This window comes from Knoellia sp. LjRoot47, assembly GCF_964253435.1.
Taxonomy (GTDB): Bacteria; Actinomycetota; Actinomycetes; order Actinomycetales; family Dermatophilaceae; genus Knoellia.
Map to the genome: position 1 here is coordinate 660,180 of NZ_CAXUQS020000001.1, position 21,206 is coordinate 681,385.

18 protein-coding genes, 1 tRNA gene and 1 pseudogene are annotated in these 21,206 nt (G+C 71.1%); 12 read left to right on the forward strand and 8 right to left on the reverse strand.

Annotated elements, in window-relative coordinates:
- Nucleotides 1-98 precede the first annotated feature (98 nt).
- The 8 genes from ACSQ11_RS03395 to ACSQ11_RS03430 all read right to left on the reverse strand — a co-directional run bounded on the left by ACSQ11_RS03395 (nt 99) and on the right by ACSQ11_RS03430 (nt 10,675).
- Nucleotides 99-1,736, reverse strand: coding sequence for a helicase HerA-like domain-containing protein (locus ACSQ11_RS03395; protein WP_436003057.1), 1,638 nt, complete (start codon nt 1,734-1,736; stop codon nt 99-101).
- A gap of 157 nt (nt 1,737-1,893) precedes the next feature.
- Complete coding sequence (gene xylA, locus ACSQ11_RS03400; RefSeq protein ID WP_436003059.1) at nt 1,894-3,072, reverse strand: xylose isomerase; 1,179 nt, start codon at nt 3,070-3,072, stop codon at nt 1,894-1,896.
- Nucleotides 3,069-4,085, reverse strand: coding sequence for a sugar phosphate isomerase/epimerase family protein (locus tag ACSQ11_RS03405; protein ID WP_436003061.1), 1,017 nt, complete (start codon nt 4,083-4,085; stop codon nt 3,069-3,071). Before ACSQ11_RS03405 ends, xylA begins: the two co-directional genes overlap by 4 nt.
- Before the next feature lie 146 nt (nt 4,086-4,231).
- On the reverse strand, nt 4,232-5,356 hold the full coding sequence (locus tag ACSQ11_RS03410) for a sugar phosphate isomerase/epimerase family protein (RefSeq protein WP_436003063.1): 1,125 nt from the start codon (nt 5,354-5,356) through the stop codon (nt 4,232-4,234).
- 122 nt (nt 5,357-5,478) lie between these two features.
- A complete protein-coding gene (locus tag ACSQ11_RS03415; protein WP_436006682.1) occupies nt 5,479-6,648 on the reverse strand; it encodes a Gfo/Idh/MocA family protein in 1,170 nt (389 codons plus the stop codon).
- 305 nt (nt 6,649-6,953) lie between these two features.
- Complete coding sequence (locus tag ACSQ11_RS03420; protein WP_436003065.1) at nt 6,954-8,003, reverse strand: substrate-binding domain-containing protein; 1,050 nt, start codon at nt 8,001-8,003, stop codon at nt 6,954-6,956.
- A 99-nt stretch (nt 8,004-8,102) separates the two neighbouring features.
- Nucleotides 8,103-9,161, reverse strand: a complete 1,059-nt coding sequence (locus tag ACSQ11_RS03425) for an ABC transporter permease (protein WP_436003067.1) — start codon at nt 9,159-9,161, stop codon at nt 8,103-8,105.
- The gene (locus tag ACSQ11_RS03430) at nt 9,158-10,675 is read right to left on the reverse strand and encodes a sugar ABC transporter ATP-binding protein (RefSeq protein WP_436003069.1); all 1,518 of its coding nucleotides are present in this window, start codon (nt 10,673-10,675) and stop codon (nt 9,158-9,160) included. Before ACSQ11_RS03430 ends, ACSQ11_RS03425 begins: the two co-directional genes overlap by 4 nt.
- A gap of 178 nt (nt 10,676-10,853) precedes the next feature.
- Between ACSQ11_RS03430 and ACSQ11_RS03435 the strand changes: the two genes are divergently transcribed.
- From ACSQ11_RS03435 to ACSQ11_RS03490, 12 genes and pseudogenes are all read left to right on the forward strand, one after another.
- Nucleotides 10,854-11,987, forward strand: coding sequence for an ROK family protein (locus tag ACSQ11_RS03435; RefSeq protein WP_436006684.1), 1,134 nt, complete (start codon nt 10,854-10,856; stop codon nt 11,985-11,987).
- Between the two features lie 206 nt (nt 11,988-12,193).
- Nucleotides 12,194-12,487, forward strand: a complete 294-nt coding sequence (locus ACSQ11_RS03440; protein WP_009776380.1) for a type II toxin-antitoxin system VapB family antitoxin — start codon at nt 12,194-12,196, stop codon at nt 12,485-12,487.
- A 6-nt stretch (nt 12,488-12,493) separates the two neighbouring features.
- On the forward strand, nt 12,494-13,042 hold the full coding sequence (locus ACSQ11_RS03445; protein ID WP_436003072.1) for a LytR C-terminal domain-containing protein: 549 nt from the start codon (nt 12,494-12,496) through the stop codon (nt 13,040-13,042).
- Nucleotides 13,006-13,914, forward strand: coding sequence for a CHAD domain-containing protein (locus ACSQ11_RS03450; protein ID WP_436003074.1), 909 nt, complete (start codon nt 13,006-13,008; stop codon nt 13,912-13,914). The genes ACSQ11_RS03445 and ACSQ11_RS03450 overlap by 37 nt, the downstream gene beginning before the upstream one ends.
- A complete protein-coding gene (locus ACSQ11_RS03455; protein WP_436003076.1) occupies nt 13,911-15,056 on the forward strand; it encodes a mannosyltransferase family protein in 1,146 nt (381 codons plus the stop codon). The genes ACSQ11_RS03450 and ACSQ11_RS03455 overlap by 4 nt, the downstream gene beginning before the upstream one ends.
- A gap of 79 nt (nt 15,057-15,135) precedes the next feature.
- Nucleotides 15,136-15,885 (forward strand): DUF3105 domain-containing protein, encoded by a 750-nt coding sequence (locus tag ACSQ11_RS03460; RefSeq protein WP_436003078.1) that lies wholly within the window; start codon nt 15,136-15,138, stop codon nt 15,883-15,885.
- Complete coding sequence (locus ACSQ11_RS03465; RefSeq protein ID WP_436003080.1) at nt 15,882-16,535, forward strand: DUF305 domain-containing protein; 654 nt, start codon at nt 15,882-15,884, stop codon at nt 16,533-16,535. Before ACSQ11_RS03460 ends, ACSQ11_RS03465 begins: the two co-directional genes overlap by 4 nt.
- A 170-nt stretch (nt 16,536-16,705) precedes the next feature.
- Nucleotides 16,706-16,795: transfer RNA gene (locus tag ACSQ11_RS03470), tRNA-Ser, on the forward strand.
- A 185-nt stretch (nt 16,796-16,980) separates the two neighbouring features.
- Nucleotides 16,981-17,664, forward strand: coding sequence for a GntR family transcriptional regulator (locus ACSQ11_RS03475; RefSeq protein ID WP_436003082.1), 684 nt, complete (start codon nt 16,981-16,983; stop codon nt 17,662-17,664).
- Between the two features lie 32 nt (nt 17,665-17,696).
- A pseudogene (locus tag ACSQ11_RS03480) lies at nt 17,697-18,714 on the forward strand (1-aminocyclopropane-1-carboxylate deaminase).
- A 145-nt stretch (nt 18,715-18,859) separates the two neighbouring features.
- Nucleotides 18,860-19,870, forward strand: a complete 1,011-nt coding sequence (locus ACSQ11_RS03485; RefSeq protein ID WP_436003084.1) for a nuclease-related domain-containing protein — start codon at nt 18,860-18,862, stop codon at nt 19,868-19,870.
- Between the two features lie 306 nt (nt 19,871-20,176).
- A complete protein-coding gene (locus ACSQ11_RS03490) occupies nt 20,177-21,199 on the forward strand; it encodes a TIGR03885 family FMN-dependent LLM class oxidoreductase (RefSeq protein WP_436003086.1) in 1,023 nt (340 codons plus the stop codon).
- Nucleotides 21,200-21,206 lie beyond the last annotated feature (7 nt).

Below are 21,206 nucleotides of genomic sequence, written 5' to 3' on the forward strand. Positions count from 1 at the left end.
AGCGAGCCAGTGATGAGTGAGCGCACCACCGGCGCAGGACGTGACGAACGGCGTCGTGATGACTGTGCCGGTGAGCAGGATCTGCGCCGGTCGCTCGGTCAGCGCCTGCGGGTGCCGAAGATCGAGCGGGTGATCTCGCGACCGATGACCGTGCCGGCCGAGCGCAGCGCCGAGCGGAACGCGCTCGACTTCACGACCTGCTCGACGAGGCCCGGGTCCTCCTTGGGCGCCGCGGTCTTCCTGGCCGGGGTCGGGGCCGGCGCCTTCTGGCCGGCCTCGGGTGCCGGCGCCGCCTGGACGCGGGCCGCGAGCTTCTCGTAGGCCGACTCCCGGTCCACCACGGCCGAGTACTTCGACGCGATGGGCGACGCCGCGATCGTCGAGTCGAGCAGGGACTCGGGCGACGGGGCCATGAGCGACTGCGGGGCACGCATCCGGGTCCACGCCACCGGCGTCGGTGCACCCCTCTCGGACAGGACCGTCACGACGGCCTCACCCGTGCCGAGCGTCGTGAGGAGCTCCTCGAGGTCGTAGTCGCTGTGCGGATAGGTCTTGACGGCCGACTTGAGCGCCTTGGCGTCGTCCGGCGTGAAGGCGCGCAACGCATGCTGGACGCGGTTGCCGAGCTGGCCGAGCACGCCCGCGGGCACGTCCTTGGGTGACTGGGTCACGAAAAAGACGCCGACACCCTTCGAGCGGATGAGCCGCACGGTCTGCTCGATCGCCTCCTGGAAGGCCTTGCTCGCGTCGGCGAAGAGCAGGTGCGCCTCGTCGAAGAAGAAGACGAGCTTGGGCTTGTCGACGTCGCCGACCTCGGGCAGGTCGTGGAAGAGGTCGGCGAGCATCCACATGAGGAACGTCGAGAACAGCGCCGGGCGGTCCTGCACCGCGGGGAGCTCGAGGCAGGTGACGAGCCCCTTGCCGTCGGCGGCGGTGCGGAGGAGCTCCTTCGTGTCGAAGGCCTCCTCCCCGAAGAAGGCGTCGGCGCCCTGGTCCTCGAAGGCGATGAGCTCGCGCAGGATCACGCCGGCAGTGGCCGACGAGAGACCGCCGAGGGCCTTGAGCTCGGGCTTGCCCTCGTCGCTCACGAGGTGCTGGATGACGGCGCGCAGGTCCTTGATGTCGAGGAGCAGGAGCCCGTTCTTGTCGGCGTAGTGGAAGACGAGCCCGAGGCTCGACTCCTGGGTGTCGTTGAGCCCGAGGACCTTGGACAGCAGCGTCGGGCCGAAGTCGGTGATCGTCGCGCGGATCGGGACACCCTTGCCCTGACCACCGAGTGAGAGGAACTCCGTGGGGTATGCCGTGGCCTGCCAGTCCTGCCCGACGTCCTTCGCGCGTGAGGCCGTTCGATCACTCGGCTCCCCCGGGCTCGCCATGCCGGAGAGGTCGCCCTTGATGTCGGCGAGGAAGACCGGGACGCCCTGGCCGGAGAGCTGCTCGGCCATGAGCTGGAGGGTCTTGGTCTTGCCGGTGCCGGTGGCACCGGCGACGAGACCGTGCCGGTTGAGCACGGCCAGCGGGATCTGGACCGGGGCATCGGGGTGGGCCGTGCCGTCGATGACGGCGGCGCCGAAGTTGAGCGACGGGACCGAGAAGGCGTAGCCGGCACGGATCTCGTCGAGGTGCGCGTTGCCCCCGGCGGGCGCGGCCTTCTCGTCAGGAGCGGGTGCTGCCTTCCCTGCGGGACTGGTGGTGGCGTCGGTGGCGGGCGTCTCGGGCGTCGCGTTCTCGGTCACCTTCGGCACTCTAGTGCTGGCACGGGCTGCGCACAGGGGTGAGCGCGAGCGTGAGGCGGGCGGACGGCATACCCGGTCGTCGCCCGCCCACCCGCCCACACACAACTGATTGCCCCACCGCGAGGCCTCGCGGTGGGGCAATCAGTCGAGGAGCGGGTCAGCGGATGCCGTAGAGGTGCTCGAGGGCCAGCTGGTCGAGGTGCTCGAAGCCCATGCCGCGGGCAGCGGCGACCTCCGGGTCGAAGTCCTCGGCCCGCAGCGCGTCGAGCCCCTCTCCCTCGGCGAGCGTCGGCGTCGCGAGCTCGTCGAGCCGCGAGGCCTTGAGCGCGGCCTGCACCTCGGGGTCGGCGCGGAACGCCCGCGACTTCTCCTTGAGCACGAGGTAGTTGCGCATGCACCCTGCGGCCGAGGCCCACACCCCGTCCATGTCCTCGGTGCGCGGCGGCTTGAAGTCGAAGTGCCGCGGGCCGTCGTAGCCACCGGTCTCCACCGTGTCCACCGTCCAGAACGCGCCACGCGCGTTGCCGGCGCCGAAGCGGAGGTCCTGGTCGTAGCGCGGACCGGTCTGGCCGTTGAGGTCGAGGTGGAAGAGCTTGCCGTGCCACAGGGCCTGGGCGATGCCGTGGGCGTAGTTGAGCCCGGCCATCTCCTCGTGCCCGACCTCGGGGTTGAGGCCGACGAGCTCGGGCCGCTCGAGCTCGTTGATGAACGCGAGGGCGTGCCCGATCGTCGGCAGGAGGATGTCGCCGCGCGGCTCGTTGGGCTTGGGCTCGAGCGCGAACCGGATGTCGTAGCCCTGCTCGACGACGTAGTCACCGAGGAGGTCGAACGCCTCCTTGTAGCGGTCGAGCGCGGCCCGCACGTCCTTGGCCGCACCGGACTCGGCGCCCTCGCGCCCACCCCAGGCGACGAAGGTCGTCGCGCCGAGCTCGACGGCGAGGTCGATGTTGTCGGCGACCTTGCGGATGGCGTAGCGACGGACGTCGCGGTCGTTGTTGGTGAAGCCGCCGTCGCGGAAGACGGCGTGGGAGAACAGGTTCGTGGTCACCATCGGCACGACGAGCCCGGTCTCGTCGAGCGCCCTGCGGAAGGGCGCGAGCTGGTCGAGCCGCTGCGCCGTCGACGTGCCGAAGTCGCTGATGTCGTCGTCGTGGAACGTGATGCCCCACGCACCGAGGTCTGAGAGCCGGTGCACGGCATCCACCGGGTCGAGCGGCGGACGGACCGCGCCGCCGAAGACGTCGACGCCCTGCCAGCCCACCGTCCAGAAGCCGAACGAGAACCGGTCCTCGCGGGTGGGGGTGAAGTCCGCCGCCACCGCGCCGTCGCCGCTCACTGCTCGTCCTTGCCCGAGCTGAACGCCGCGTCGAAGGCCGCCTCCGGGCGCTCGAACGCCAGCCGCCGCACGAAGCCCACGGCCTCCGCCGCACCGACGAGCCGGTCCATGCCGGCGTCCTCCCACTCGACCGAGATCGGCCCGTCGTAGCCGATGGCGCCGAGCGTGCGGAAGCAGTCCTCCCACGGCACGTCACCGTGACCGGTGGACACGAAGTCCCAACCACGGCGCGGGTCCGCCCACGGCAGGTGCGAGGAGAGACGACCGTTGCGGCCGTTGCCGACCCGCATCCGGACGTCCTTGCAGTCGACGTGGTAGATCCGGTCCTGGAAGTCCCAGATGAACGCCGCGGGGTCGAGGTCCTGCCACACCATGTGCGACGGGTCCCAGTTGAGGCCGAACGCCTCGCGGTGGCCGATCGCCTCGAGGGTGCGCACCGTCGTCCAGTGGTCGTAGGCGATCTCACTCGGGTGGACCTCGTGGGCGAACTTCACGCCGACCTTGTCGAAGACGTCGAGGATCGGGTTCCAGCGGTCGGCGAAGTCCTGGTAGCCCGCATCGATGGTCTCGGCGGACACCGGCGGGAACATCGCGACGTACTTCCAGATCGCCGAGCCGGTGAAGCCGATGACGACGTCGACACCGAGCTTGGCGGCGGCCCGGGCCGTGTCCTTCATCCGCTCGGCGGCCCGCTGCCGCACACCCTCGGGATCACCGTCCCCCCACACGGAGGCAGGGAGGATGTCCTGGTGGCGCTGGTCGATGGGGTCGTCGCAGACGGCCTGGCCGACGAGGTGGTTCGAGATGGCCCAGACCCCGAGGCCGTGGCGCTCGAGGATCTCCCGGCGTCCGGCGACGTAGTCGTCCTCGGCCAGGGCCCGGTCGACCTCGAAGTGGTCACCCCAGCAGGCGATCTCGAGCCCGTCGTACCCCCACGAGGCGGCCAGACGGCATACCTCCTCGAAGGGAAGGTCGGCCCACTGTCCCGTGAACAGGGTGATCGGTCGTGCCACGGTGTCCTCCAGTTCGTTCTTCTCGGCCGGTTCCACGAACGTAGAATCCGGGTCACGTCCTACTGGTCAAAGAGTCGGGCGGAAGCCGTTCCCGGTCGGGTTCGTTGCTGCAACAGCGAACCCGACCGGGACCGGTGATCAGCGTGTCAGCCGCGCAGGGCGGCCAAGTTGTCGTAGCTCGTCTGCGCGAAGGCGAGCGACTGGCCGGGGTTCGCGGTGCCACCCGGTGCAGTGTCCTGCTCCCACATCGGGTTGTGCGAGCCCTTGGCCCCGACACGGCGGAAGAACGTCGAGTAGTCGATGTCGCCCTCGCCGAACGGCGTCATGACGTAGCCGTTGGTCTGGGTGGCGTCGCGACGCCCGTCCTTGGCGTGGAAGAGCGGGAAGCGCTTCGTCTGGGCCGCGACGACCGCCGCCGGGTCGAAGACCGACCTCACCGAGCTGCCGTCCGGTGCCGTGTAGGTGTGGTGCTTGTACTGCGCCACGTGCGCCCAGTAGATGTCCATCTCGAGGAACACGTGCTTGGGGTCGGTGTTGGCGAGGAAGTGCTCGAGGCGCCGGATCCCGCTGCTGCGCGTGGGGCGGCCTTGGGCGTCGAGCGGCCCGCTGTCGAGCAGGAAGCTGTAGGCGATGTCGTGGTTGTGCGTGTAGAGCTTGAGCCCGTGCTGCGAGGCCCGCTTGCCGAAGAAGTCCCATCGCTCCGCCGCGGCGACCCAGTCGGCGACGTAGGCCGAGCTCGTCGGGTCGTTGCCGGTGCCGATGTGTCCGAGGCCGAGGATGTTGGCGATCTCGCAGGCGGTGTCGAAGGCGGCGATGCTCTCGGGCGTGATGGTGCCCGGGATGCTGCCGTGGTTGCCCTCGGCCTGGAGCCCGAGGTCGTCGAGCCACGACTTGAGCAGGGTGGCGCCCGCGACCGTGTTGAGGTTGTTGCCGCCCTCGGCGTTCGCGTGCTGGCTGTAGCCGGCGAACTCGATCTGGCGGAAGCCGATGCGCGACAGCTCGCCGAGCACCTCCTTGAAACCCGAGGCGAGGTCGGTCGTGTTCGGGTCGCGCGAGATCGCGTCGCGGACCGTGTAGAGGATGATGCCGCGCTTCGAGGCGGGCACGAGCGTCCCGTTGGCGTTGCCGACGGGCGAGGCGTATGCCGTCCCGGCACCTGCCGCTGTCGCGGCACCTGCCGTGGCCATGGCGGTCGTCGCCGCGAGGAACTGGCGGCGGCCGAGACCGAGGGTCCGGGCGAGCTCGGGGATCTTGACGTCGTTGTCGTTCATGTGGTGCTCCTTCGTCACTGCAATGACAGGGGGGAACAGCGGGGACCGTCAGCCTCCTTCGGTGGTGCGGGTGTGGGGGTCGGCCACGGTGGTGCGGGACGGGGGTGGTGGGACGGACCCGGTCACGGCTGCGCGCCGGCCGGGGGGTCGATGGCGGTCCAGGCGGAACGGCTGGCCGCGCTGGTCTCGACCGCGGCGAGCACCTCCTGGACCGCGAGCCCGTCGGCGAACGACGGGGTGGGGTCGACGCCACGGGCGATGGCGTCGACGAGGTCAGCGGCCTGGTGGGTGAAGCCGTGCTCGTAGCCGAGGCCGTGGCCTGCCGGCCACCAGTTCTCGACGTAGGGGTGGCTGGGCTCGGTGACGGTGATCTTGGTGAAGCCCGACTCCCGGGCGTCGACGGACGCGTCGTGGAGGTGGAGGACGTTCATGTCCTCGAAGTCGAAGGCCAGGCTGCCCCTGGACCCGTTGAGCTCCAGCCGGATCGAGTTCTTGCGGCCGGTGGCGAAGCGCGTCGCCTCGAACGTCCCGAGACCTCCCCCGCTGAGCCGCGCGATGAAGATCGCGGCGTCGTCCACGGTGACGGCGCCACGCGCGCCACCGTCCTGCGCCGAGGCCGACAGGCCCTTGACGCTGCCCGCGACGGGGCGCTCCTTGACGAAGGTCTCGGTCGTCGCGCTCACCCCGGTGATCCGCTCGCCGGTGATGAAGTGGGTGAGGTCGATGATGTGGGCGCCGATGTCGCCCAGCGCACCCGAGCCGGCCCGCTCCTTCTCGAGGCGCCACGTCAGCGGGGACTCGGGGTCGACGAGCCAGTCCTGGAGGTACTGCGCCCGCACGTGCCGGATCTCGCCGATGCGTCCCTCCTGCACGAGCTGCCGGGCGAACGCGATCGCGGGGACGCGACGGTAGGTGAAGCCGACCATCGAGCGAATCCCGTTGGCAGCGGCGCGTTCCGCGGCCTCGGCCATGCGGCGGGCCTCGTCCACCGTGTTGGCGAGCGGCTTCTCGCACAACACGTGCTTGCCCGCCTCGAGTGCGGCGATCGCGATCTCGGCGTGGGTGTCGCCGGGCGTGCAGATGTCGACGACGTCGACGTCGACGCGTGCGACGAGCGCGCGCCAGTCGGTCTCGACGTGCTGCCAGTCGAACCGGCGGGCCATCTCGGCCGCCGCCGCTCCGTCACGCCCGGCGATCGCGACGAGGTCGGGGGTCAGCTCCGGGTCGAAGAAGCTGCGGGCGTTGCGCCAGCCCTGGGAGTGGGCCAGCCCCATGAAGGCGTAGCCAACCATGCCGATGCCGAGCCGTCCGGCCTCCTTCGAGGCGACCGCCGCAGGTGCGGACGTGGAGGGTGCGGCCGTCGCAGGTGCGGACGTGGAGGGTGCGGCCGTGCCGGCCGAGTGGTCGGTCGACGTGGTGTCCGTGGTCATGAGAACCCTTTCCGGGAGGTCTCCGGGGGCAGCGCGCGGCTGCCCGGGGTCGAGGGGGGCGGGTCCGCGCGGCCCAGGGATGGCCGCGCGGACCCCGGTCGAGGGTCGGTCCGGTCGCGCCGCTCAGGGCGCGCTCGATCGGGCCGCGTCGGTGAGGACGCGGTCCGTCAGGACTCGAAGCCGAGCGGGAGGTACTCCTCCACGTTGTCCTTGGTCACGACCGGCGCGTCGAGGACGATGCGGCGCGGGACCGCGACCTGGACGAGGTCGCTCATGCTCTTGTCCTGCGCGAGGAGCCGGGCGAGACGGATGCCGTCGGCGGCCTGCGTGGGCGGGTAGAGGACCGTGGCCTCCATCTTGCCCTCCTTGATCCAGCGCATGGCGTTGGCCGAACCGGCGCCACCGATGAACGCGAACTCGCTGCGCTTGGCGTTGTCGAAGGCCGCCATGACACCGACACCCTGGTCGTCGTCGTGGTTCCAGATGATGTCGATCTTGGGTGCGGCCTGGAGGAGGTTGGAGGCGACCTTCTCACCGGACTCGACCGTGAACTCCGCGGCGACGCGGTTGTCGACCGTCTGGTTGCACGCCTTGAGCGCGTCGGCGAAGCCCTTGCTGCGGTCCTGGGTCAGGGGCAGCGCGTCGATGCCGGCGATCTCGGCGATGACCGGGTTGCTCAGCTTCTTGTCGGTGACGAGCTTGCAGGCGTAGGTGCCGGCGCTCACGCCCATGCCGTAGTTGTCGCCGAGGACGGTGGTGCGCGCCGCGAACGGCGTCGAGAACTCGCGGTCGACGTTGACGACGATGATGCCGGCGTTCATGGCCTTGGTGGCGACCTCGGTGAGGGCGGCGCCATCGGTGGGCAGCAGAACGATCGCGTCGACCTTGTCGTTGATGAACGTCTCGACCTGGGCGATCTGCTGGCTCGCATCGTTGGTGCCCTCGGCCGCCTTGAACTCGACGTCGGAGAACTTCTTGGCCTCGGCCTGGGCGGCGCTGTTGATCGCACCGAGCCAGCCGTGGTCGGCCGCGGGGCCCGAGAAGCCGATGGTGATCTTGTCACCGGGCTCGTCGTTGTTGCTGCCGGCCCGCTGCGTGTCCGAGGACGAGGAGGTCTCGGCCTCGGGGGTGTTGCTCGTGCAGCCGGCGGCGACGAGGGCGACGACGCCGAGGGCCGCGGCGGCGCGGACCGGGCGGGAGATGGTGCGACGGTTCATGGTGGTTCTCTCCTGGGGCTGTGGTGCGAGGGAAGGGACTGGTGGAGCCGTGCGTGACGCTGGGGTGGAGCCGATGTGGAGCCGGTGCGCGCCTGCGGATTAGGTGCTTCGGCGACGGGTGGCGAGCCGCTGCTGGAGGAGGACGGCGGCGACGATGATCACGCCCTTGGCGACGTTTTGGCTCGAGGTGTCGACGTTGTTGAGCGTGAAGACGTTGGTGAGCGTCGTGAAGATGAGGACGCCGAGGACGGTGCCGACGATCGTGCCGCGACCGCCGCTGAGGAGCGTCCCGCCGATGACGGCCGCGGCGATGGTGTCGAGCTCGAGCAGGTTGCCGTGGGTCGAGGTGCCGGTCGTCGTGCGGGCCATGAGCATCACGGCCGCGAGTCCGCAGGCGAGTCCGAGCAGGACATAGAGGTATGCCGTCTGGCGCTCGACCTTGATGCCGGCCAGTCGCGCCGCCTCCGGGTTGCCACCGATGGCGAGCGTGCGACGACCGAAGGTCGTGCGGTTGAGGAGCACCCAACCGAGCGCGGCCACGATGGCGAAGATGATGACGAGGACCGGGATGCCGAGGACGCTGCCGCCGAAGAAGTCGATGAACGAGCGGTCGCGCACGATCTGGGTCTTGCGCTGGGCGATGAGCTCGGCGAGGCCACGGGCGCTGGCGAGCATGGCCAGGGTGGCGATGAAGGGTGCCACCTTGCCGTAGGCGACGAGCACCCCGTTGACGAGCCCGCAGGCGCCACCGACGAGCAGTGCGGTGATCACCATGACGATCCAGTGGATGTCTGCGGCCATCGTCTGCGTGGCCAGGGTCGTGGCCCAGACCGACGACAGGGCGACGATCGCACCGACGGACAGGTCGATGCCGCCGCCGCAGATGACGAAGGTCATGCCGACGCTGACGACACCGACGACCGCCGCGAGGCGCAGGATCGTCAGGGCGTTGTCGATGCTGCCGAACCGCTCGCCCGCGGTGGCGAGGCCCACGACGCAGAGCAGGACGAGGGCGATGACGAGCCCGAGGTTGCGGGTCGCCGACCCCTCGAGGAAGCGGCTCACCGCGCTCGGGCCCGAACCGGCCGTGGCAGCGGGGGCCGCCATCTCCTGGGTGCCCGCGGGCTCCTCGGAGGCGCGGGGGGTCTCGACGCTCATGCGGCGTCTCCTCTCATGATGATGTCGAGCACCTGGTGCTCGTCGAGGTCGCCGGAGGGCGCCTCGTGAAGGACCTGACCGTCGCCGACGACGAGGACGCGGTCAGACAGACCGAGCACCTCCTCGATCTCGCTCGACACGACGACGACGGCCACGCCGTCGTCGGCGAGCCGGCGGACGAGGGCGTAGATCTCGGAGCGGGCGCCGATGTCGACACCACGCGTGGGCTCGTCGAGCAGCAGGACCCGGCAGCCGCGGAGCAGCCACCGCGCGAGCACGACCTTCTGCTGGTTGCCGCCCGAGAGGGTGCGGATCTCGCGGGTGATGCCGGTCGGCCGCAGCTCGAGGCTCGTGGCGAGCTCCTGGGCCGCGGCGTTCTCGGCGCCGCGGTCGATGAGGCCGCCCCTGGAGAAGCGGGTGAGCGTGGCCATGCTGATGTTGTGGGCGACGCTGTTGCCGAGGACGAGCGCCTGGCTCTTGCGCTCCTCGGGGCACAGCCCGACGCCCGCGGCCACCGCCGACCCGACCGACCCGGGCCGGAGGCGGCGGTTCCCGACCGTGACGGTGCCCTCGTCGGCCTTGCGGGCCCCGAAGACGGTCTCGACGATCTCGGACCGGCCGGCGCCGACGAGTCCGGCCAGACCGACGACCTCACCCGGGCGCACCGAGAAGCTCACGTCCTGGAACTCGCCACGGCGCGAGATGCCCTCGACGACGAGCAGCGGCTCACCCTCGGGAGTCGTGCCGCGCTCCGGGAAGACGTACTCGATCGACCGGCCGGTCATGAGTCGGATGACCTCGGCGGTCGGCGTCTCCTTGGCGGACAGCCCGGTGGCGACGGTGCGACCGTCCTTGAGCACGGTGACGCGGTCGCCGATGACGCGGATCTCCTCGAGGCGGTGCGAGATGTAGACGACGGCGATGCCCTGGGCGGTGAGCTGGCGGATGACGTCGAAGAGACGGTCGACCTCGCCGCTGTCGAGCACGGCGGACGGCTCGTCCATGACGATGAGCCGTGCCTTGCGCGACAGGGCCCGCGCCATGCTCACGATCTGCTGACCGGCGGCGGACAGGTCACCGACCTCGGTCGTGGGCGAGATCTCGGGGTGGCCGAGGCCGGCGAGCAGCTCGCGCGCCGCGGCCCGGGTCGCCGACCCCTGCGAGAGCCCGAACCGGGACGTCTCGTGCCCGAGGAAGATGTTCTCCGCGACGGTGAGCCCCTCGACGAGGTCGAGCTCCTGGTACATCGTCGCGATGCCCATGTCCATGGCCGCCTGCGGGTGGCCGAGGGTGACCTCGGCGCCGTCCCACGTGATCGTTCCCTCGTCGGGGGTGCGCACCCCAGCAAGCGTCTTGATCAGGGTGGACTTGCCCGCGCCGTTCTGCCCCAGGAGGCAGTGCACCTCGCCCGGGAGCACGTCGAGGTCCACGCCGTCGAGTGCCGTCACTCCGGGGAACCGCTTGACGATCCCGGCCATCACCAGAAGTGGTGAGGCGTCATTGCCTCTGCTCATGGGTCTGAACCGTAGGAGGCTTTTGCATGGGCGTCAAGCAAAAGACCTGAATTGGTGCGACACATTTGTCGGTGGCGTGGGCGAAACCCCTCGTTTGTGCTTGACTACCGCCGTGAACTCCCCCGGCACCCTCCCCCTCACCGATGGGCCTACGGGTGCCGGCGCCCTGCTCCAGCTCATGCGCGACGGGCGTCCGCGCACCAGGGCCGAGATCATCCAGGTGACGGGTCTGGCCCGCTCCACCGTCGGCGCCCGGGTCGACTCCCTCCTCGCGGTCGGGCTGCTCAGGCCCGCCGGGGAGTCACGGTCGACGGGTGGCCGCCCACCGGTGCGTTTCGCCTTCAACCCCTCCGCGGCCGTGGTCATCGGCGCCGACCTCGGCGCGACACACGCCACCGTGGGACTCACCGACCTCGACGGCACCGTCATCTCCGACCGGACCGTCGAGCTCGACATCGCCGGCGGCCCCGGACCCGTCCTCGACCGCGTCGTCGAGCTCGGTCGCGAGCTCCTCAAGGAGGCCAAGCGCACCCGGGCCGACCTCGCCGGCGTCGGCATCGGCCTGCCCGGCCCCGTCGAGCACTCGAGCGGCCGCCCGGCGTCCCCGCCGATCATGCCGGGCTGGGACGGCTACGACGTCCCTGCGCACGTCTCGGCCGGGCTCGGCGGGCCGGTCCTCGTCGACAACGACGTCAACATCATGGCCCTCGGCGAGCACGCCACGATGCACCCCGACGTCGACCACCTCGTCTTCGTCAAGGTCGCGACCGGCATCGGTGCGGGCATCATCTCCGGTGGCCAGCTCCACCGCGGCGCCCAGGGCGCGGCCGGCGACCTCGGTCACGTCGCCGCGCCGCACGGTGACGGCGTCCTGTGCCGGTGCGGCAACGTCGGCTGCCTCGAGGCCGTGGCCAGCGGTCCGGCGATCGTCGCCCGCCTGTCCCGCAACGGCGTCGACGCCCACGACACCCGAGGGCTCGTCGACCTGGTGCGCGGCGGCAACATCGAGGCGATCGCCGAGATGCGCGCGGCCGGTCGCGAGATCGGCGCCGTGCTCGCCTCGACGGTGAGCCTGCTCAACCCGCAGGTCATCGTCGTCGGCGGCCAGCTCGTGCAGTGCGCCGAGAGCCTCCTCGCCGGGATCCGCGAGGTCGTCTACGGACGGTCGCTGCCCCTGGCCACCGAACAGCTCCAGATCGTCGCGGCCCGCACCGGTGGTCACGCCGGCGTCATCGGCGCCGCGACGATGGTCATCCAGCACGTGCTCTCCGCCGAGGAGGTCGAGCGCCAGCTCGCCTCCGTCGCCTCCTGACCACTGCATCCGCAACCTTGGTCAGGAACCCGACCACGATTGCGGACGCAGCCGACGTTGCGGGCGACCCGCGGGTGCGCCGGTCCGCAAGACGGGGGCGCGGGTCCCACGCTCCGCCCGGGCCGGCATACCAAGGTGGTCACAGTTGCGCCCACGAGACGGAAGGGGGCGCGCGTCCCGTCGTCGCGGCCCATACAGTGTCGGACGTGATCTTCAAGGCCGTTGGCGACACGCGTCCGTACCCCGAGCACGGGTACAGCACGCGTCAGTGGTCCAACGTGCCCCCGCGCCTGGTGCGGCTCGACGACCTCGTCACCACCAAGCGCACGCTCGACCTCGGGATGCTGCTCTCGGAGGACTCGACGTTCTACGGCGACCTCTTCGCCCACGTCGTGGAGTTCGAGGGCACGCTCTACCTCGAGGACGGTCTGCACCGGGCCCTGCGGGCCGCCCTGCACCAGCGGCCGACGCTCCACGCCCGCGTCCTCGTCATCGAGTAGCCCGCCATGGCCGATCGCGACCTGTCCTCAGAGCTGCGCCACCGCAGGCAGAACCGCCGGGCGGCCACGACGATCCTCATCGTCCTGCTCCTGCTCTTCTTCGCGTTCTGGTACGCCTACTCCTACTACCGGGCGTCCGGCGGGGCGAGCGACGCCAGTCCGCGCACCAGCGCCACCTGTCGACCCTTCAACCCCAAGGTCCCGACGCCGGCGAACACCACGGTCAACGTCTACAACGCCTCCACCAAGACCGGTCTCGCCGCACGCACCGCCGCGTCGCTGCGCCAACGCGGCTTCAAGATTGGTGCGGTGAGCAACGACCCGCTGGACCGCAGTGTCGCGGTGGCCGAGGTGCGGTTCGGACCCGCCGGTCGCGGGCGTGCCCCGCTCGTCGTTCCGCTCGGGGGCAAGGGCACGACCCAGCTGCCCGACACCCGCAGGAACACGACGGTCGACCTGGTGCTCGGCAACAAGTTCACGACGCTCGCCCCGGCCCCGAAGCCGACCGGCCTGCCGATGTGCCCCGCGCCACGACCCACCGCATCGCCGTCGTGACCGTCGCGACGGGAGCGCCGATCGTGCTCTCCCCGGACATGACGACGACGCAGGCCCTCGACGTCATCGTGCGCTCGGCCGGCGAGCACATCCGCCGTCACAGCGAGCTGCTCGGCGCCGGTCTCGACCCCGAGGCTCTGCACCAGGTGCGGATCGGCGTCCGCCGGGCGCGGGTCGCCCTGTCTCTCCTCCGGCGCCCCCTGGGCGACGGCGAGAAGCTCGCCTGGGTGAGCACCGAGATCCGCGACCTCGCCGTGCCGCTGGGCAGGGCGCGCGACCTCGACGTCGCCGTCCGCGACCACGCCGACGGCCTGTCTCCTGACCCGCGGACGCTGCTGCTCGAGCGCCAGTCCGCGGCCCACGCCGAGGTCCTCGAGGTGCTGGCCTCCGACCGGTGGAAGGACCTCAGGACCCACGTCGACGGCCTCCTGCGCCACCTCCACGACGAGGTGCCCCACGACCCGCCCGTCCTCGAGTCGGCCCCGGACGCGCTGGACCGCCGACTCCGCCGCGTCCTGCGCCGGGGGGCCGACCTGCCCACTGCCTCGCGCGCGCAGCGCCACTCGGTGCGCAAGGAGGCCCGCAAGCTCCGCTACGGCATCCAGTTCTTCGGAAGCCTGTATGCCGTCCCACCCGAGTCCGCCCAGGCGCCCGGGTCCGCGCCCCACGAGCTGGCGCAGCGGGTGGCTCGCCTCCAGGACACGCTCGGCGAGCTGGGCGACCTCGAGACCAGCCACCACCTCCTCGAGCTCGTCGATGCCGCACCCGACGAGGTCGACAAGGAGCCCCTCGTGGGACGGGCGTCGTTGGTCGTCGCCGATCTCGGCTCGCGAGAACCCTTCTGGCAGCGCGGTCGCGTGACAGCCCCGTGACCGACCTGCGCACGTCGCCCGCGGTCCGTGCCGGTGCCGCATTCCTCGCGTCCCGGCTGCTGCTCGCACTCACCGTCCTCGCCATGGCCGCGGTCGCCGGGCAGGGAGCCGTCGACCACGAGTGGGCGAGCGGCGTCTGGTGGCTCGACCGGTTCTCGGCGTGGGACAGCTACCACTTCGTGCGGATCGCGACCCTGGGCTACCTGCCACCGGGGCTCGACTGCTGCGACCAGGCGTTCTTCCCCGGCTACCCGCTCCTCATGGCCGCGGTGTCCCCGCTCACCGGCGGCAGCGTCACCGGCGCCGGGGTCCTCGTGTCACTCGTCGCCGGTGTCGTCGCCGCTGCCCTGCTGTGGCGCCTCGTCGCCGACGACGCCCGCGGCGGACCGGTGGCGGCACGGCGGGCGGTCCTGCTGCTGACCCTCGCACCGTGCGGCTTCTTCCTCACCGCCGTCTACACCGAGGCCCTCTTCCTCGCCCTCGCCCTCGGCGCCTGGCTGCTCGCGACCCGGCGCCACTGGTGGTGGGCGGGTGCCGTCGCCGCCCTCGCCAGCGGGGTCCGGGTCAACGGCCTCTTCCTCGCGGCCGGGCTGGCGGTGATGTACGCCGTGCAGTGGCACCACGACGGACGCCCGCGACCGCGCCGGGACGTCCTCGCGCTCGCCCTGCCCGCCGTGAGCGTCGCCGCCTACATGGCGCACCTCCACTCGCTCACGGGCTCGTGGGACGCGTGGCGCGAGGCCGAGCAGCGCGGCTGGGAGCGCTCGACCGCGACCCCGTGGACGGGCATCGCCTCGGCCTGGCAGGCGCTCGTCGACAGCCCCGACAGGTGGCTCGCCGCCAGCCGGGCCGCCGACATCGTCGCGGTGCTCCTCGGTGTCGTGGTGTGCGTCCTCCTTGCGAGACAGCGCCGTTGGCCCGAGCTGACCTATCTCGCCCTCACCGTCGGCGTCGTCGTCTGCTCGACGCTCTGGGTGTCGGCGCCGCGCTACGCCCTCACCTGGTTCCCCGCCTACCTGGCGGTCGCGACGATGCGGGACGGGACGGCATACAGGCGTGTGTATGCCGTGGGGCTGGGACTGTCGGCCGCCCTCCTCGTGGGCGCGACGTGGGCGGCGGCGACGAGGCACTGGGTCGCCTAGCCGCGGACTGCCCCAGCGAACTCCCAGACCCATGGGTGACAATCTGTCGCGACACCGTTCGATTTCTCAGGAGTGTGACGTGGCCCCGTCCGGCAGTGGCAGCAAGAAGGCGCGCGCGAGCCAGCGCAACGCCTCCGACCGTGTGGCGCAGATGCGCAAGGAGCAGCAGGCCAAGGACAAGCGCCGGCTGGTCGCGATCTGGGGTGCGGCCGCGGTGACCATCGCGATCGTCGTGGGGGCCGTGGTGTTCGCGGTCGCGCACGACAAGGCCAACACCCCCGACCTGTCCGCGGTCAAGGACTACAAGTACGACGCCGGGGCGCACGTCCAGACACCGGTGACCTACAAGGAGACCCCGCCCGTCGGCGGCGAGCACAACCCGGTCTGGCTCAACTGCGGCGTCTACGACTCGGCGGTGCCCAACGAGAACGCCGTCCACGCGCTCGAGCACGGTGCGGTGTGGGTGACCTACAAGCCCGACCTGCCCAAGGCCGACGTCGACAAGCTCAAGGACGTCCTGCCCAGCACCTACGCGCTGCTGTCGCCGTACGAGGGTCTCCCGTCGCCGGTCGTCGCCTCGACCTGGGGTCACCAGATCCAGCTCACCGGCGCCGACGACCCGCGCCTCGAGGAGTTCATCAAGAAGTACCGCCAGGGTCCGGACACGCCCGAGCCCGGCGCGCTGTGCACCAACGGAACCGACGGCACCGACCCCTCCGTCTCGCCGAGCCTCACCGGTGGGGCGCCGGCCGCTCCCTCGACGGGCGCGACGCCGTCGACGAGCCCCTCGTCGATGCCGGGCGCGACGCCCTCGCCGTCGGCATCGTGACCGAGTCCCACCCCGCAGTGCCGACGGCCTCTCCCCGCTCCCGGGGCGAGGTCGTCGGCCTGTCGGTCCTGCTCGCGGTCGGCTCGTTGCTCGCCGGGCTGGTGCTCGGGTGGGCGTTGTTCGGGCGGGGCGGCTTCCCGCTGGACGGGTCCGCCGAGGCAGGGTTCGCGCGGGACATGCAGACCCACCACGGGCAGGCGGTGCAGATGTCGCTGCTCGTCGCCGAACGCACCGAGGACCCGGCCATCCGCACCTTCGCCAACGACATCGCGACGAGCCAGCAGCAGCAGGCCGGGCAGATGTTCGCCTGGCTGCAGCTGTGGGGGCTCACGCCGACGGGTTCGCAGGCGCCGATGGCCTGGATGGGGTCGGACCACCACGGAGCGACCTCGGCGTCGGGTGACGCCGTGCCGATGCCGGGCATGGCGTCCGAGGCGGACCTCGCGCGGTTGTCGGCCGCGCGCGGCGTCGAGGCCGACCGGATCTTCCTCACGCTGATGATCGCCCACCACCGCGGCGGGGTCGAGATGGCCGACGCCGTGCTCGCCCGCTCGGACCGCACCGAGGTCGTCACGCTGGCCCGGGCCATGAAGTCCGCCCAGACCTCGGAGATCACGGCGATGCAGCAGATGCTCGCCGCCCGCGCCTGAGGCCGGGGCCTGAACTTTTGCTCCCCATGCGGGAACCTCGAGGGTCCGGACGGAACATTTCCGTCCGGATCCTGTCGTTTCCCTCCGGATGCCCGCCCGCCACGCGTCGGTATGCCGGCCTGCCCGCCCTCGATTTCGCTCCTGCGGTCGCGTTGCGTATCCTGCTTCGCGGTGGTGTGTCCGAGCGGCCTAAGGAGCACGCCTCGAAAGCGTGTGAGGGTGCAAGCCCTCCGTGGGTTCAAATCCCACCGCCACCGCCAGAACGAAAGAACCCCGAGCCTCGGCTCGGGGTTTTTTCGTCGTCCTGCGCTTCCCGTCCTCACCAACTCGGCACATCTCGCTCGTTCGCGAGGACCGCGGTCACGACGGTGCGCTCCGGGCCCTGACCGCTGGGCATTTATTTACCACCGTTGACGTCGCCGGAATCCCATGTGCAATATATTGCATGCCAATCCCCCAGGACTCCCGGACCCTGCCCCGCCTGCTGCTGCGCGACGACGCCTACCTGGCACTGCGCGCCGGGATCATCGACGGCACCTTCGCCCCGGGTGAGCGCCTCAACGACGCCGACCTGGGCCAGTGGCTCGGCGTGAGCCGGACCCCGATCCGCGAGGCCCTCGGCCGGTTGGAGCGCGCCGGGCTCGTCCAGTCCAAGCCCGGCAGCTACACCCGGGTCAGCCCGCTCGACGTCCGCGAGGCCCGCGCCTCCCAGGCCGTCGCGGCGGCGCTGCACGAGCTCGTCGTCCGCGAGTCGGTCCCCAACCTGTCCGAGGGCGACCTCCGGGCGATGCGCGAGGCCAACCGCCGGTTCGCCGACGCCCTCGACGCCCACGACGCCGAGGCCGCACTGTCCGCGGACGACGACTTCCACGCCGTCACCGTCGTCGCGAGCGCGAACCCCGTCGCCTCGACCGTCCTCGAGCAGGTCACCCCCGTGCTCCGACGACTCGAGCGGATCCGCTTCTCGAGCCTCGACGGTCGACGCTCGATCACCCTGCACGAGCAGATCATCGCGCTGTGCGAGTCCGGCGACGCCGCTGCGGCGGGCCGGGCCGCGCAGGAGAACTGGCAGACCCTGCTTCCCCTCGTCGACCTCGTCGACGAGGACACCGACAGCCAGGCCGGCTGAGCGGCCCCTCCCCCCGCACCAAGGAGACACCCATGTCCATCGCGGACTTCGAGCGCTACCCCCTGACCTTCGGCCCCAGCCCCGTGCACGCCCTCGACCGCCTCACCGCCCACCTCGGTGGCGCGCAGGTGTGGGCCACGCGAGGACGTCAACTCCGGCCTCGCCTTCGGCGGCAACAAGACCCGCAAGCTCGAGTACATCGTCCCCGACGTGCTCGCCTCCGGCGCCGACACGCTCGTGTCGATCGGCGGCTACCAGTCGAACCACACGCGCCAGGTCGCCGCCGTGGGCGCGAAGCTCGGCCTCAAGGTGCGCCTCGTCCAGGAGCGCTGGGTCAACTGGGAGGACCCCGGCAACGACCGGGTCGGCAACATCCTGCTGTCGCGGATCATGGGCGCCGACGCGCGCCTGGACCCAGCCGGCTTCGACATCGGCATCCGGCAGTCGTGGCAGGAGGCCATCGACGAGATCGAGCGTGAGGGCGGCAAGCCCTACCCGATCCCGGCCGGAGCGTCGGAGCACCGCCTGGGCGGCCTCGGGTTCGCGAACTGGGCCTACGAGCTCGCCGCCCAGGAGGAGGAGCTCGGTGTCTTCTTCGACACCATCGTCGTATGCACCGTGACGGGCTCGACGCACGCCGGCATGATCGCCGGCTTCGCCGCCCTCGAGGAGGCCGGGGGCCGCCCCCGCCGCGTGCTCGGCATCGACGCCTCGGCCACGCTGCAGAAGACCCGCGACCAGGTGGGCCGGATCGCTCGGCACACGGCCGACCTCATCGACCTCGGCCGTGACCTGCGCGACGACGAGATCACCGTCCTCGAGGGCTGGGCCGGCGACGAGTACGGCATCCCGGTCGACTCGACCATCGAGGCGATCCGCCTCGCCGGCAGCCTCGAGGGGATGATCACCGACCCCGTGTACGAAGGGAAGTCGATGGCCGGACTCATCGACCTCGTCACCTCCGGCGAGATCGCCAAGGACTCCACGGTCCTGTACGCCCACCTCGGCGGCCAGCCGGCGCTCAACGCGTATGCCGGCGCGTTCGGGTGAGGTGGCGGCGTGAGCATGCTCGTTGACACCCCGGCGGCCCCGCCACGGCTGGCGGTGGCCGAGGCGAACGAGCAGGCCAACCCGCAGCACCTGCACCGTCCCCAAATGCCCAACATCGGCTTGGCGCATCGTCCATGATCTGACGGTGAACGTCGAGGAACTCGTGATGACCCGGTGGCGACGGTGGGGGCTGGACCGCCTGTACGTCGAGTCCGGCGACGGTTCGCGGCTGGGGTTCTGGGACCTCACCGCCGATGTGGGACACCCGGACCTGCCGGGTCTCGAACCCACGCTGCTCGAGGCGGTGACACATTGGCGACAGCAACAGCCGATCGGATCAGCGGTGCTCGCAGGTGCTGTCGGCGCCACCGGTGCCGGCTCCCCAGCAGCCACGGAGGCCTCTGCCGAGGTTGCCGAGCCCGAGACCCCCTCGGGTATGGAAACCCTCGACGCGCCTGACACGGCTGTCGCCGACCGTGTCGAGATCGACGAGTCGCCGCGGGCCGACGAGACGACTCCGACCGGGCCAGCACGCCCTTGGGTCGACCTCGCCACCAACCATGCGGGGGCGGAGGCTCGCGAGCAGGCCCACGCCGCCAGGGACGCCGCGCCCGTGAGGACGGTCTTCGCCCGACTTCTCGGCGTGCACACCGACGAGCGTGCGTGGCGCATCGGTGCCGACGGTGGGGAGAAGGTGGCCGCGCAGCTCAGGAAGGTCCAGAAGCAGGACCCGCGGTGGCGCTGCCTCCACGCGGTCCCCGTCGGTGGACGCGGCTCCGACATCGACCACGTGATCATCGGACCCGGTGGCGTCTTCACGGCGAACGCCAAGCACCACCCCGACGCCACCATCTGGGTCGGCGGCGGCACCTTCATGGTCAACGGCAGCAAGCAGTCCTACATCCGCAACGGGCGACACGAGGCGCAACGTGCGTCGCGGCTGCTGTCCGAGGCCTGCGGATTCCCCGTCCACGTCGAGGGACTCGTGGTGACCGTCAACGCCAAGAGCGTCACGGTGAAGTCCCAGCCCGAGGGAGTGTCCGTCCTCCCCCGCATGCAGCTCGCGAAGTGGCTGCTGCGCCACGGGGACATCCACACCGAGGAGGTCGTCGACGCGATCTTCGAGGTGGCGCGCCGGTCCACGGTCTGGCGCTGACCGGCATACGGCATGGAACAGCCCGCGGGCCTGCCGCTCCGAATTGGGAGGCGGCGAGTGCAGGGGACGACCTGCACGGCCCGCGGGCTGCGGTGAACTGCGTTGGATTGCGCCGGGCGGCGCGACCTCGAGCAGTCGAGGTGCACGACTAGCGCGCAGTCACCTCACGCGTCCAATGAGAAATCACTTCTTGGACCACCTCCCTTCCGTGTCCTCCGACGCTAAGCCGGGAGGCCCGTCGGGCGCAACGGTTTTTGACTCGTCGTGGACAGCCGACGGACGGGGCGGGTGTGGTCTGGTGGAGGGATGACGCGATACGGCTTCCACGCCTCCCACGAGCAGGTGAGCCCGCGTGACCTGCTTCGCGACGTGCAGCACGCCGAGGCCGCGGGCTTCGAGATGGCGATGTGCAGCGACCACTTCTCGCCGTGGAGTGTGCGGCAGGGACACAGCGGCTACACCTGGGCGTGGCTCGGCGCCGCCCTCGCGACGACGAACCTCACGATGGGGTGCGTCAGCGCACCGGGTCAGCGCTACCACCCGGCCGTCGCCGCCCAGAAGATCGCGACGCTGTCGCAGATGTTCGAGGGGCGGTTCTGGGTCGCCCTCGGCAGCGGCGAGGCGAGCAACGAGCACATCACCGGCGACGGTTGGCCGCGCAAGGAGCTGCGGGACCAGCGCCTCGACGAGTGCGTCGACGTCATCCGGCGGCTGCTTGCCGGCGAGGAGGTCAGCCACGACGGGCTCGTCACCGTCGACCGCGCGAAGTTGTGGGACCTGCCGGAGCAGCCGCCCAGACTCATCGCGCCGGTGGTCTCGGTCGAGAGCGCCGCGCGGGTTGCCGCCTGGGCAGACGGTCTCATCACGATCGTCCAGCCCGAGGAGACCCTCACGAGGGTCGTCGACGCCTACCGCGGGGCGGGCGGGCGCGGGCAGCTCTCGCTCCAGGTCCACCTAAGCTGGGCCGAGTCCGAGCGCGAGGCCGAGGCGATCGCCGTCGACCAGTGGCGCAGCAACGTCATCGGGCCACCGGTCGCGTGGGACACCGAGACCGCCGAAGCCTTCGACGCCATCGGCCAGCAGGTCGGCGTCGATGCCGTCCGCGATGCCGTCCAGGTCTCCGCCGACCTCGGTGAGCACCGCGACCGGCTCCGGCGCCTGGCCTCGCTCGGCTTCGACGACATCTACCTGCACCACGTGGGTCAGGAGCAGTCGGCCTTCATCGACACGTTCGGCGCGGAGCTGCTGCCGCAGCTGACGACGCAGCCGGCGACCCCGGGCGGGGCAGAGCCCGCAGCCGCCCCTCCTGCCTCCGCGACGCGACTCTGAGGAGACT

What these genes read in the sequence shown, in the direction of transcription:
- ACSQ11_RS03410 (WP_436003063.1), bottom strand. Translation starts at nt 5,356, where the DNA reads ATGAACGACAACGACGTCAAGATCCCCGAGCTCGCCCGGACCCTCGGT.
- ACSQ11_RS03415 (WP_436006682.1), bottom strand. Translation starts at nt 6,648, where the DNA reads ATGGTTGGCTACGCCTTCATGGGGCTGGCCCACTCCCAGGGCTGGCGC.
- ACSQ11_RS03420 (WP_436003065.1), bottom strand. Translation starts at nt 8,003, where the DNA reads ATGAACCGTCGCACCATCTCCCGCCCGGTCCGCGCCGCCGCGGCCCTC.
- ACSQ11_RS03425 (WP_436003067.1), bottom strand. Translation starts at nt 9,161, where the DNA reads ATGAGCGTCGAGACCCCCCGCGCCTCCGAGGAGCCCGCGGGCACCCAG.
- ACSQ11_RS03430 (WP_436003069.1), bottom strand. Translation starts at nt 10,675, where the DNA reads ATGAGCAGAGGCAATGACGCCTCACCACTTCTGGTGATGGCCGGGATC.
- ACSQ11_RS03435 (WP_436006684.1), top strand. Translation starts at nt 10,854, where the DNA reads ATGCGCGACGGGCGTCCGCGCACCAGGGCCGAGATCATCCAGGTGACG.
- ACSQ11_RS03445 (WP_436003072.1), top strand. Translation starts at nt 12,494, where the DNA reads ATGGCCGATCGCGACCTGTCCTCAGAGCTGCGCCACCGCAGGCAGAAC.
- ACSQ11_RS03475 (WP_436003082.1), top strand. Translation starts at nt 16,981, where the DNA reads ATGCCAATCCCCCAGGACTCCCGGACCCTGCCCCGCCTGCTGCTGCGC.
- ACSQ11_RS03490 (WP_436003086.1), top strand. Translation starts at nt 20,177, where the DNA reads ATGACGCGATACGGCTTCCACGCCTCCCACGAGCAGGTGAGCCCGCGT.